Here is a 12,467-nt window from a genome sequence, read left to right as displayed (position 1 = left end):
CCGTGCGTCTGCGGGACTCGGATTCCGGGTCCGGCCACCCGGACTCACGGGATGATGAGGACCTTGCCACGGATCCGGCCCCCTTGGCTGAGACGGTGGACGTTGGCGAGTTCGGGCAGGGGACGCGAGGAACTGATGTCGACGCTGACCGTACCCGCGTTGACGAGGTCCACAAGTGCCCTCAGGTCCGCCACATCGTTGCGGGCGACCATGTGCGTCGCGCTCACGCCGGCTTCGAGAGGAGGCTCGATCGGGGTTGCGATCGACACGATCCGCCCTCCCCGCCGCACCAAAGGAGCCAGAGCCGCAGCGTCCTGCGGGCTCAACGGCACCAGATTGAGCAGAAGGTCCACCGGGCCGTCGAGCGCGGTGCTCACCGGTCGGGCGGTGTAGTCGATGACGTGGTCCGCCCCCTGTCGCAGGACCGTCTCGGTACTTCGGGGGCCGGCCGTGGCGATCACCTCGGCCCCCGCGTACTTGGCAAGCTGCGTGACGAAGCCCCCGACGCCGCCACCCGCCCCGTTGACCAGCACCCGCTGGCCCGGTGCCGTCCTTCCGTGCTCGAACACCGCCTGCCACGCCGTCAGGCCGGCGACAGGAAGCGCTGCGGTGTGAGCGAGCGGGATGGATTTCGGTGCCGCGGTCAGCACGGCGGCGGGCGCCCGGACGTATTCGGCAGCCGCACCGCCGTCGAGCCGTCCGATGACACGGTCGCCCACGGCGAACCCTTCCGCTCCTGCGCCGATCTCGGCCACTGTCCCGGCGACGTCCCAGCCGAGCGCGTAGGGCAAGTCCACGGGGAGGAACGCCTGCAGCAGTCCGGCACGCAGCGCAGCCTCGGTGGGATTGAACGAGCTGGCGGCGACGCGGATGAGTACTTCACCGGAATCGGGGCGCGGACGCGGAACATCGTCGTAGTGGATCACGGAGGCATCGCCGAACTCGTGGATGCGTGCGGTCTTCATCGTCGTCATGCCGTGAAACTACGAGGGAAGACGAGGACGAGCCATGCGTAAAGACTTCCCCATTCATACGCGATCGTCTCGCGCTCTACGCTCGGGGCATGGACGTACTGAGCGATGTGGTCGCGGTGACGCGGACCGGTCGACCCCGGTCGGCGTATGTGCGATGGCATGCCCCGTGGGGACAGGAGTTCTCCTCCGTACCAGGGTCGGCAGGCTTCCAGGTGGTCCTGCAGGGCTCCTGCTGGCTCCTGTCCGCGGACGCCGAACCCGTCCGCCTTGGCACGGGAGACGTGGTGTTCCTGCCGCACGGCAAAGGGCACATCCTGGCCGACAGCCCCGATACCCCGGTGGCGGCCCCCGCCTGCGGCCCCGACGACCCGCAACCGTACGAGGTCTACGCATCGGACAGCGTCGACAGGAGCGGAGACGGCGGTCCGGTCACCGTATTGCTCTGCGGGGCCTATCAGCTCGATCCGTCCCGCGCCCACCCGCTGTTGCTGTCCCTCCCGGATCTGATCCACCTGCCCGCGCACCCGGGCCGCCGTCCCGAGTTGGGCTTGGCGGTGAAGCTGCTCGCCGCCGAGCTGGAGACCCCCCGCCTGGGCACGGACGCGGCCGCCCCCGCACTCCTGGACACACTCCTGCTCTACATCCTGCGGATCTGGTTCGACGAACGGCCCCTGAGCGGCGGCCACACCACCGGATGGGCCGCCGCGCTGAACGACCCCCCGGTCACCGCCGCTCTCCACGCCATCCACCGCGACCCGGCGGCACCGTGGACCGTGGCGGAGCTCGCCGCGCAAGCCGGGCTCTCCCGGGCACCCTTCGCCAAGCGCTTCGCCCGGCTGGTCGGCCGGCCACCCCTGGCCTACCTGACCTGGTGGCGGATGACCACCGCAGCACGACTGCTCAAGCCAACGGACGCACCGCTGAGATCGGTCGCCGCCCAAGTGGGCTACACGTCCGAGTATGCGTTCGCCCACGCATTCAAACGCGCGCACGGCGCCCCGCCCGGAACCTACCGCCGGAAGGGCTGACAGAGCGGCCACACCTGAGCACATTCAGTCGTACGCGCTTGGGCACGTTCCCGTGTACGCCGGCTCTCGGCCGACGCCATCCCTGACCGTGCGCCAGCCCGGCCCCGGGCACTGCCCCGAAATGGGACGGGACATGCCACAGCCACGACTTCACCGTCATTCGCCAGACGCCACCGGTGACTCCCAACGGCGTCCACAACCGGGCAAGCGCCCCCGAATCCCCCCACCAGGAGGCGTCCTGGAAGTGCTCCGGCCCCGTTCGCGGCGCAGCAGGCCGCGCGCCGGTTTTCCGTACGGGCACCGCACCGCTGGCACCCGTATCGGGGTCGTGCCAGGATTGATCGGGAGTGAGAGAAATGGTCAGGCAGGCCTGCACAAGCGCGGCGGCGCGGCGCTCCATGCGCATGGGGGCGCTGCTCACTCCATGGGAAACCGCCAGGCACCGAAACCAGACGCCCGGACCGTCCGTCCTGTGTGCGTGTTCGACAGGCATGTGCGCAAGCACGTCGGCCCTGCTCACCGCGCGAGGTGGAGTGATGGACCTTCAACGCTCCCGTCCGGACTCGAACGGGATCACCAAGCGGTCTGCGTCGCGAGCTGCGCGCCCGGGACGACGGGCGCGGTCGCGGCCGGGACGGCGGCGGACGCGTCCGAGGGCGCTGTCCGCGACCCTGGTCGCGGTGCTGCTCGTCGCGGGAGGTACGTCGGCGGAGGCAGCGTCCTCGGACCCCGGCGGTCAGGACGCACCCGCCGGCGCACGGGCCGCAGTGACCGTGCCGGACAGCTTCAGCCCCGTGGTCGTGACCCCGATCAGCGGTCCGACGTTCCCCTGGCCGGGCAGCGACCGCAAGTACCACGTCTCCTACGACCTGCAGTTGACCAACGCCTCGCGGCTGCCGGCCACGCTCACCGAGGTGCAGGTGGTCGACGCCGAACACCCCGACACCGTGGTCGCGACCCTCTCCAGCCGCCAACTGGTGGATCCCGCCTGCAAGTACGGAGCCTGCAACCTGCTGCGGACGCTGCCCTCGTCGAACGCCACCGACACCGTCATGCCCCCCGGCCAGTCCCGGGCCCTGATGGTGGACCTGGCCTTCGACTCGCCGGACAAGGCCCCCGCCGAGGTCATGCACCGGCTGTTCCTCACCGGACAGGCCGTGCCCCCGGCCACCACGCCGAGCCCGATCGACTACTTCGCCGCGCCGTTCGACATCTCCTCCGGCAAGCCGCGGGTCATCGCGCCCCCGCTCAGGGGGGACGACTGGGTCGCCGCGAACGGCTGCTGCGGCACCGGCGGAGCGCACCGTCCCTCGCTCAACTCGCTGAACGGCAAGCTGGACAACTCCCAGCGCTTCGCCATCGACTGGATGAAACTCACCGACGAGGGCACGTTCTACAGCGGCGACAAGACGAAGAACGAGAGCTACGCCGACTACGGCCAGGCGGTCTACGCGGTCGCCGACGGCACGGTGAGCTCGACGCTCGACACGGTCGAGGCAGGCACCCCCGGCATCCTGCCCGCCAACGACCCCGTTCTCGGTCCGAAGCTGACCGTGAAGAACGTGGACGGCAACCACATCATCCAGGACCTCGGCGGTGGCCTCTGGGCCATGTACGCGCATCTGATGAAGGGCAGTCTGCTGGTCAAGCCGGGGGACCACGTCAAGAAGGGCCAGAAGATCGCGGATCTGGGCAACACCGGCAACTCCAACGCCCCCCACCTGCACTTCCAGCTGATGGACGACCCGTCGCTGCTGGAGGCCGACGCCGTCCCCTACGTCATCGACGGCTTCACCTACAAGGGCCAGATCCCCTACCCGGTGTGGCTGGCCAGCGACGACTACCTCAGCGGCACCTTCCTGCAGGGCAGGCTGCCCGAGGCGCAGTCCCGCACCGATGAGCTGCCCCTCGTCCTCGCCGTCGTCGACTTCCCGGATTCGTAAGGGCCGGGCTGCCAACGGGAAGCCCCGGACCTGACGGTGCGGGGTTTCCTGCTGCGACCGGGCCGGACGGCCCGGCTCGTCGACCGTCCCCGGGGGTGAAGTATGGCGGGAGAGCCGCGAGACCGCAGCCGCCCGTCCCGCACCCCCCGGGGGATGCGAGGCGGGCAGTGGCGGCGATGCAACTCCGCTTCTCTGTCCGGCGTCGGGGCTGCTGCTACTTCAACAGGGTGCGGAACTCCTCGAAGTCGAGGACCCCGTCGTGGTTCGCGTCGGCCGCCATGGCCTTCTTGACCTCTTCGGCGAGGTGCCCCTGGGCGCCCTCGGCCTTGAAGCCCTGCGCCAGTTCGACGATGCTGATCCGCCCGTCGCCGTCGGTGTCGATCTCGGCGAACAGCGCCCTGAGCTCGGCCTCGGTCATGACATACCCCTCTCGCGTTCACAGGCCTCAAAGGCCCCCATGCCGCACCACCTTGCCACACGATCAACCTCCCGCTCGCGGCCTGGCACGGGGCTGCCGCCCGCTCGGGCCGGTGGGGTCCGGGGTCACGGACTGGCGGTGAGCCGACCGAAGCGGGCGGCGAGCCAGGGCTTGCGTCCGCCGGCCCGTATCCGACCGCGCGCGACCGCCTTCCACTGCGGAGTACGCCCGTAGGAGACCAGCAGGAAGGCGACTGGTGCCGCGGTGATCCGGCAGTCGTAGCGGCGGGGCGCGGCGTCCCGGATCACCGTCATCCTCTGGTCGGCGACGAGGACCGCAAGCCGCGGACCGCCCTCGATCGAGAGGTCGAATGCGAGGCTGACGCCCCGTGCCCGCGTCATGTCCAGGGTCAGCGGCATCAGCGTGGGCATGGTCTGGCCGATCACCAGGCGCGCCTCATCCGGGGCGATGCTCCACGGCAGGCCGGCTCCGCGCGCGATGTCCCGTCCGTGCAGGAGGCTCTCACTGAGCATCAGACCGGTCAGCGTCGCCAGCGTGAACGTCGCGTCCTTCCCGAACCAGGGCACGGCGACGGGGGTGTCCGGGGCGAGGCCGGAGGTGGCCCGCAGAAACGTCTCGCCGCGCACGGTGACGAAGTCGCCCAGCCGGGCGCGGTCCGCACCGGCGACGAGGCGGACGGACGCGGCGTTCACCGCCGTGATCCGCTCTTCGAGCGTGACGTCACCCGTGGGCAGGATGCCGTTCCAGTCCATGGCCCCGTCGCCGGTGGCGGCGGAGCAGTACGCGAGATACACGGCTGCGAGGTGCGAGCCGACGTCACCCACCGACCACACCGGAATGCCGGATGCCGCGTCCGGGTCCCGCACGTCGCCGAGGAGCCGTACGAGCCGCTTCATGGTGGCGACCAGTGCGGCACGGGTGTTTTCGTGCTCACCGACGGCGTCGAATTGCGCGGCACTGTCCATGCGATTCCCCCCTGGCACGCAGACGACCCCAGAGATTACCGCCGAGTAGCCGGGGCGCGCCGGAGAATCGTCCCATTCGCACGGGCGTACGCCCGACCCCCTCGCGCCGTCCGGATCCTGAGACGACCTTCTCACTGCCGAGGGGCTGTGGGAGTATCCGCGTATGCAGCGCCAGCTCATTACCAGTGGCAGCGTGCCGGCACCGAGGTGACCTGGAAGAAACCATTCCGGGCAGCTCACCGCCCGCACGCAGACCTCTCGCATTCCGCGAGAGGTCTTTTTGTTTGTCATCAACGGCTTTGACGCAGCGGCCCCACCCGGCCCGGCAGACCTGGACAGGAAGCAGTCGGCATGAACGACGATGTCTTTGACGCCTTCGACACGGCGTGCACCCTTACCGTGACGCTCCGAGCCGGCCATGGAGCACTGGGCCGGATCGCCGCCACGCTGAGCAGCATCCCCGTCCTGGCCATGTCGTACGCGGTGACGGGCGCCGACCGGGCGACCGTCCGGATCCAGGTGCCCTTGGCCCACGTCACGCGCGCACGGGCCAAGCTGCACCGCATGGTGGACGCCCTGGCGGTCACCGAGCCGAGCCGCGCCCTCCACTGAAGCCACGGTTCCGGACATACGTACTCCGGCGTACGTCCGGAACCGGGACGGGAGCTTCAGGTCAGGGGGTGGTCAGGGTGGGGTGCTTGACCACCTTCGCGCAGATCGCGTACGCCTTCAGGGTCCCCGCGTTGCTGGTGTCGGAGTTCGTGGCGAACGCCCACCAGCGTTCGCCGCTGATCGGCGCGCTCGCCGTCAAGTGGTAGCGGTCGGCATAGGAGTTGCCCGCGGTCACGATCGCGCCGCCGCCCGTCCGGGTCTCGCCCGCCGGGCACTCCGCCACCGCCGCCGCCCGGCCCGGGTAGCCGCCGGCAGCCGGCGGAATGGTGACCTCCGAGCCTTCCACGACCCGGACCACGTCATCGGCTTGCGCCAGACCTGCACCCCCGAACAGCATCGCGACGGCTACGGCGGCAACGAACGACTTCTTCAACACAGGGATCTGCCTTCACTCGAACCGGAACGGACAGCAGGTCGCGCACACCCGGCGCGGCCACACCTCCACCCAACCCCAGCCGGCGCGCCCTCCCGCACTCCCGCTCCCAGGTCGACTGCATGTTCACCGCAGAAACGATTGTCGTTACCGCAAACAGTCCACAGCGCGCGCCGGGGCGAGACAGCCCGTCGTGCTGCGTGCGGAGCCCGTGCCCCTCAGGCAGCGGCGGGGCGCTTTCGTCCGCGAGGAACTCCCCCACGAACTTCCGTGCCCGGCGGTCGAAGTCGGCGTACTGCGCCTGCCGTTCGGCGCCGGCGACCGCTTCGCCGACCAGCAGGTTGCCCTCGGCGTCGATACGCTGCGGCCGCTCCTCCGCGTCCAGGAGCAGTCCTACGGTGGAGCGGGAGAAGCCGCAGGAGTAGGCGATGCCCTCGCTCAGGTTGGCCTCGAGGACGGACTGCATCGACTCGGCGAGGGGGTCGTCGGCCGTGGCGCCGGCCAGGGCCAGCCACAGCATGCGCTTGCCCGCCAGGCGGGGCTTGCTGCGGCCGTAGGCGAAGCCGTAGTTCCCTACCCGGTCGATCCATCCCTTGAGGACGGCAGGCACGCTCTGCCAGTACACCGGGAAGACGGCGACGACGGCATCGGCGTCGAGGATCCGCCGCATGTGGGCGTGCGTCTCGTCCGAGTACGGCTTCTCCCGGTTGCCCCAGTCCGGCTGGTCCTCCGCGTTGATCCGCGGGTCGAACCCCGCGGCGTGCAGGTCGAGCAGGTCGATGCGGTACCCGGCGGCCTCGAGCCGGGCGGCCGCGCGGCGGCCTGCGCGATCCGTGCGTTCGGACTCGCGCTGTACCGACGGCGCCTCTCCGAAGCAGCGGCCCGGGACCTCGTCCCGCTCAAGGTCTCCCTCGCCACCAAGGCACCCCGCCGGCACGGCAACATGATCGAGCTCTGCGGCACCAGGAACATCGAGTTCGAAGCTCCGGCCAGCTCGATCACCTTTCTCGTCTCAGATCTGACGGCGCCCGCCCCGCACGCCCAGCCGGGACTGTCGGCGGTCCTGCGCCGGCACGCCGAGCACACCCTGACCGCCGCGGTCCCCCTGTACACCTGGCTGAACCTCTTGCGCGACGCGCTGGCGTCCTCCCGTGGCGACACGGCTCGGGGCTACGCAGGCGCCCGCGCCCTGCGCCGGGAAGGAACCTCGCGGTCACCTGCAAAAGTAGGTCGTGCATACTTTTGCAGGCGGATTGTGGCGTTCCGGCCGGCCGCGACGACCGCGACGACCGCACCACACCAGGGGACACGCAGACATGCACACCGGTACACCCGGCACCGGCGACTTCGGCACGCTCCTGCACCGTCTGCGGACGGAGGCCGGGCTGAGCCAGGAGGAGCTGGCACACGCGGCGGGGGTGAGCGTGCGGGCGCTGTCGTACATGGAGCGCGGACACTCGCGGGGGCCGCAGCGCCGCACCGTGCAGGCACTGGCCGGCGCCCTTCGCCTGGACGGGGCCGGCGCCCGGGAGCTGGAACGCACCGCGAGCCTGGGCCGTCCGCGGAAGGCCCGCACGGTGGACGTACCACCACCGGCGGTCGTACCGGACGCGGTCGAGCAGATCGCTGCGCCGGATCTGCTGCCGCGTGCACCGCGTGGGTTCTACGGACGAACGGCGCAACTCGACGCCCTGACCCGCGCCGCCGAAGGCGAGGCGCCCGTCTGTCTGGCCGTCGGGCCCGCCGGGGTCGGGAAGACGGCCCTTGCGCTGCACTGGGCCCACCTCAACCGTGCAGCCTTTCCCGACGGGCGGCTCTACGCCGACCTGCGCGGCTTCGCCGACGCGGGCGAGCCCACGCTCATGGAGGTGCTGCGGGAGTTCCTGCCCGCGCTCGGTGTGCCGCGCGAACGGATACCGGAGTCGGAGAACACCGCGGCTGCACTGTTCCGCTCGCTCGCCGCCGACCGCCGGCTCCTCGTCGTGCTCGACAACGCGCGGGACTCCGGGCGGGTCAGGCCGCTCCTTCCAGGGGGTCGCCGCTGCGTGACCGTCGTGACGAGCAGACACCGGCTGCCGGGGCTGATCGTCACCGACGACGCCCGGCCCGTTGCGGTGGACGTGTTCGGCCGGCAGGACGGCACCATGCTCCTCGCCGCGGTGCTCGGCACGGAACGCGTGGCCGCAGAGCCGGCGGCTGCGCGACGGCTCGCAGAGCTGTGCGACGGGCTTCCGCTGGCGCTGCGGGTGGTGGCTGCCCGGCTGACGCAGCGCCCCGGCCTGTCCCTGGACGCGATGGCTGCCGAGCTGTCCGACGAGGCGCGCAGGCTGAGCCTGCTGGAGGTGGAGGACACCGGCGTGCAGGCGGCGCTGCGACTGACGCTGCAGCAGCTGCCGCAGGACGTCTCCCGGCAGTTCGCCCACCTCGGCCTCCACCCCGGTACGCACGTGGACCGGTATGCGGCGGCAGCCCTGGCGGGTACGACCCCGGCGGCCGCCGAAGCCGCCCTGGAGGAGCTGGCCGCCGCGCACCTGGTCACGGAGACGGCGCCCGGCCGATGGACCCTGCACGACCTCGTGCGGCTCTACGCACGGAGCCTGGATGCCGCGCCAGGAGTGCTCACGCGCGTGCTCGACCACTACATCGCCACGGGTCTCGCGGCCGTCGCGGCGGCGGAACCCGGCAACGAGGCGTGCTTCCCGCTGCCGGCGGACCACCTGCCGCCGGCTGCCGTCCGGGAATTCGGCGATCGTTCCGCTGCCGTGGCCTGGTACGCGGCGGAGCGGGATGACCTCACGCGGGCGGTGGCTGCGGCGCAGGCCGCGGGGCTGCACGGCAGGACCTGGCGGATCGTGCTGACGCTGTGGCCGCTGATCGTGTGGCGGGTACGGGACGGCTGGGTCCCGCTCCTGGAGACCGGACTCGAGGCGGCTCGGGCCGACGCCGATCAGCACGGCGAGGCACGGGTGCTGAACGTGCTCGGCTGGGTGCTGATCGAGGAAGGGCGCATCGAAGAGGCGCTGACCCACCTCAGGGCGGCGTCCGCGCTCGCCTCCGCGGCAGGCGACCCGGTGGCCGAGGCGAATGCCCTGCTCGTGCTGGCCATGGCACAGGCGGCACTCGGCGGTTCGGACGAGGCGGCGCAGGGGTGCGAGCGGGCGGTGGAACTGGCCCGCGAGGCCGACGACCGGACCATCGAGAGGCTGGCCCTGCAGCACTTGGCCCGTCATTGGGCCGACGCGGGGAAATGGCGCGAGGCCCTCGACACGGCGACCGAGGCACTGGCCTTCGACGACCGGTCCGGAACGGCCGACGTCCCCCGGATACTGCTGCTCATGGTGAGGGGAGAGGCGCTGCACGCCCTCGGCCACGAAGCCGAGGGCATCGCGCAACTCGACCTCGCGGCCCGGGAGGCGGAGTCCTCCGGCTACGAGGACGGCGCAGTACGGGCACTCGGCGTCCTGCTGAAGGTCGCGGCGGACGAGGAACTCCAGGCACGCCACGACGCGGCAGTTGCGCGGCTCACCACGCGGACGTGACGCCGGTCGCCGGCATGCGCGCCGGGAACGCAGGTCGGGACGGGTCACCGGCAGGCAGTACGACGACGGCCCCGCGAGCGCTTTCCGTTCGCGGGGCCGTCGTACGGGCCGAGGTGGTGCCGGTCGCAGCGAGGGGGCACTGCGGCCGGGCACGCGGTGATCAGCCGTTGAGCGGGGTGTCGTAGTGGAGCCACTGGGACCAGTTGCCGTTGTGGTCGCGGTTGCGGCCCCAGTACTCGCCGGCCTGGTCCCAATAGAAGGCCCGGAAGGACCACGGGTCGCTCGTGTCGTAGTCGTGGACGTACACCTTGCTGTACGCCTTGCCGCCCATGGACATCCATCGCGACCAGTCCCCGTCGCTGTCGGTCCAGCGGGTCCACACCGCACGGTCGGTGCCGACGACGAACTCCTGCGTCGTGCCGTTGGGCAGCGGGTAGCTGGTCACCCCGTACTCGCAGAAGTAGACGCCGCCTCCGCGCGAGCAGTAACTCGCCTGCGCCGGCGTGGCCATCACCGCGACACTCGCGACCGCGGTGGCCGCGATCACGGCCGCCTTGAGCTTACGGACAAGCATGACTCTCTCTTTCGTACGTGCGACCGCCCGTCCGGGCAGTGACGCGGTGCTGACAGCAGACTTTCCGGCCGCCCGCCGGCTTCCCCCTGTGGAGCCTGCCGGATCGGTGTCGCTGGAATACCGACGGTGTGTGGGGACCTCCGCACCGCCTGGGCGCGGGGCGTGCGCCGACCGCCGGCCGACTCGTCGAGCGGGGCGGCGAGGCCGGAACCGGAGAGCCGGCAGCCGAAGACCACAGTCCCGTGCGGGGTGGGGGCGGAAACGGAGTGTCCGCGATCCCACCGGACGCCGGGCCGGTGGCCGCGGCCACGGCCGCGATGACGACACCGCCGGCCCTCACCAGGGCGCCGGCCCGCGCAGTGATCTTCCGCTTCATGCTGGCCCTTACCTTTTGCTCTGCTCGGGATTTCCCGCTCTTCCTTCCCGGACCGCCGAAGGGGCCGGGCCGGGGCGCTGTGCACAGGCGGTGGGGTGGTCCGCCCGTGCAGGGGCAGCGCCCCGGCGGCAGACACAGTCGATCACGGTGGAGGGGTGCCGTCCCAGGCAGTTCCACCCGCAAAAGTACGGGCGGGGCGGGGCCGCCGGCGCGACGGTGGTGTCGACCGGGGGGGAACCACTGCACGATGCCGGGGGCGGGGTGCTGCGTCCGGGGGGGTGCGGTCTGCGGCCGCACACCTGGCCGGGGTGGCTCCGGTGGGCGAACCGTGCCGGGCCGCCCTCCGCGAGGTGGGCGGGACCGCTGCCGGGCTGCTGCTGCGGCAGGCCGTCGGCCCCGGCGCCCTCACCCGCCGGTGCCGCACCCTCGGCGATCGGGCCACGCGCATGGAGTTCGAGCCCGAGGCCGGTGCCCGCGAGCGGCAGTGCAGGGAGGACACGACCGGTCCCCGCGCCATCGCGGGCGTGTGCGTTCGGCTCCTGCTGGGGCGGCGTATGGAGCCCGCCCGGCGGCGGCTCCGGTCCTCGACGGGCAGCGGCCGCCGGCGTCGGGCGTGCGGGCCGAGCGGGTGGCTGATGCGGCCCGCGACCGAGGCGGCCAGGGCCGCGTCCAGACCCTGCGCGGTGGTGTAGCGGACGTCGAGGCCGAAGCCCGGGGTGCCCGTCGTACCCATCCTGTGAGGAGTGGTAGTTCTCACCCACCGCCCCCGGCCCCGGTGCCCGGCCAGGGCACCGCTTGCGTGGGGCATGTCCCCCGGCGCGCACAGGGGCTTCTCCACGAGGAGGGCGGCATCCCCCGCCCAGGGCGCACGGGCTTCCCCATCCGGCCGTAACCGACCAGGGCGCAACGTCACGTCGTGGGGCAACATCACGAACTCGGCCGCCCCGGACCCTGCCGGGCGGGCACTCGGGGTCCCTCGGGCCTGTCCGCGGCAGGCCCGGCTTCACCCCGGCCACCGATCGCCACGCCGCACCCGGTCGGACCCCCTCATCCGTTCGGCCCGGCACGCGGTGCGGGCCGGGCCGAACGCGGTGATGCTGGCGGTGACCGCACGGACTCCGGCTACGGGCCCCGCCCGCCCACGCGCCGCAGGGTCCCACCCCCGGCGCGCGTCCGGTGCATCAGGGACGGGGCGCCTTCCGCCGGGCCGGCACAGGAGGCACGGTGGCACCTCTGGCACGGATTCCCCTGGACGGCGGGGGCTGGCTGCTGGTCGAGGCCCCACCCAGCGTCACGGAGGGGCCGGTGAAGGCGGGCCGCCTCAAGGAGACCGTGCAGGACCTGCCGGGGAGCCTTCAGGAGGCGCTGGGCCCGGTCACCGCGGCCATGCACGCCACGCTGGAGCAGCTGCGCAAGGCCGGCCCCGACGAGATCGCGGTGGAGTTCGGCCTCGATCTCGCGGTGGAGGCCGGCGCGGTGATCACCCGGACCGGGGCCCACTGCCACTTGACGGTGACCGTCACCTGGCAGAAGCAGCGCCGTGCCGATCCGGGGCCGCCGGACGCGCATGAAGGGCTGGGCTGA

At 71.9% G+C, this 12,467-nt stretch carries 10 protein-coding genes and 1 pseudogene; 5 read left to right on the top strand and 6 right to left on the bottom strand.

The genetic code is table 11. The features are described 5' to 3' along the window. Positions 1 to 44: 44 nt before the first annotated feature. Complete coding sequence (locus ACZ407_RS13920; RefSeq protein ID WP_468128276.1) at positions 45 to 974, bottom strand: NADP-dependent oxidoreductase; 930 nt, start codon at positions 972 to 974, stop codon at positions 45 to 47. Positions 975 to 1,063: 89 nt separating this feature from the next. Here ACZ407_RS13920 and ACZ407_RS13915 point away from each other — a divergent pair, with 89 nt between their 5' ends. After that, a complete protein-coding gene (locus ACZ407_RS13915; RefSeq protein ID WP_468128275.1) occupies positions 1,064 to 2,002 on the top strand; it encodes an AraC family transcriptional regulator in 939 nt (312 codons plus the stop codon). A gap of 680 nt (positions 2,003 to 2,682) precedes the next feature. Next, the gene (locus tag ACZ407_RS13910; protein WP_468128274.1) at positions 2,683 to 3,945 is read left to right on the top strand and encodes a M23 family metallopeptidase; all 1,263 of its coding nucleotides are present in this window, start codon (positions 2,683 to 2,685) and stop codon (positions 3,943 to 3,945) included. Positions 3,946 to 4,159: 214 nt separating this feature from the next. On the opposite strand, the gene ACZ407_RS13905 is transcribed toward ACZ407_RS13910, so the two are convergent. Both ACZ407_RS13905 and ACZ407_RS13900 read right to left on the bottom strand, forming a co-directional pair. Further along, complete coding sequence (locus ACZ407_RS13905) at positions 4,160 to 4,363, bottom strand: EF-hand domain-containing protein (RefSeq protein ID WP_468128273.1); 204 nt, start codon at positions 4,361 to 4,363, stop codon at positions 4,160 to 4,162. A 125-nt stretch (positions 4,364 to 4,488) separates the two neighbouring features. Continuing rightward, positions 4,489 to 5,349, bottom strand: a complete 861-nt coding sequence (locus tag ACZ407_RS13900) for a maleylpyruvate isomerase N-terminal domain-containing protein (protein ID WP_468128272.1) — start codon at positions 5,347 to 5,349, stop codon at positions 4,489 to 4,491. A gap of 351 nt (positions 5,350 to 5,700) precedes the next feature. Here ACZ407_RS13900 and ACZ407_RS13895 point away from each other — a divergent pair, with 351 nt between their 5' ends. Further along, on the top strand, positions 5,701 to 5,961 hold the full coding sequence (locus tag ACZ407_RS13895; protein WP_468128271.1) for a hypothetical protein: 261 nt from the start codon (positions 5,701 to 5,703) through the stop codon (positions 5,959 to 5,961). Positions 5,962 to 6,022: 61 nt separating this feature from the next. On the opposite strand, the gene ACZ407_RS13890 is transcribed toward ACZ407_RS13895, so the two are convergent. Continuing rightward, on the bottom strand, positions 6,023 to 6,307 hold the full coding sequence (locus tag ACZ407_RS13890; RefSeq protein WP_468128270.1) for a hypothetical protein: 285 nt from the start codon (positions 6,305 to 6,307) through the stop codon (positions 6,023 to 6,025). 325 nt (positions 6,308 to 6,632) lie between these two features. Further along, positions 6,633 to 7,214: pseudogene (locus tag ACZ407_RS13885) on the bottom strand (NAD(P)H-dependent oxidoreductase); the annotation flags it as partial. Between the two features lie 496 nt (positions 7,215 to 7,710). Between ACZ407_RS13885 and ACZ407_RS13880 the strand changes: the two are divergent. Further along, positions 7,711 to 9,933 carry a helix-turn-helix domain-containing protein gene (locus ACZ407_RS13880; RefSeq protein ID WP_468128269.1) on the top strand — a complete coding sequence of 741 codons (2,223 nt, stop codon included), beginning with the start codon at positions 7,711 to 7,713 and terminating at the stop codon, positions 9,931 to 9,933. Positions 9,934 to 10,093: 160 nt separating this feature from the next. On the opposite strand, the gene ACZ407_RS13875 is transcribed toward ACZ407_RS13880, so the two are convergent. Then, a complete protein-coding gene (locus ACZ407_RS13875) occupies positions 10,094 to 10,507 on the bottom strand; it encodes a hypothetical protein (protein ID WP_468128268.1) in 414 nt (137 codons plus the stop codon). A gap of 1,600 nt (positions 10,508 to 12,107) precedes the next feature. Between ACZ407_RS13875 and ACZ407_RS13870 the strand changes: the two genes are divergently transcribed. After that, complete coding sequence (locus tag ACZ407_RS13870) at positions 12,108 to 12,467, top strand: CU044_2847 family protein (RefSeq protein ID WP_468128267.1); 360 nt, start codon at positions 12,108 to 12,110, stop codon at positions 12,465 to 12,467.

It is taken from the genome of Streptomyces sp. NPDC030809 (assembly GCF_055572195.1).
The sequence above is the reverse complement of the archived record's forward strand: the minus strand, read 5'-3'. Positions and strand labels throughout refer to the sequence as shown.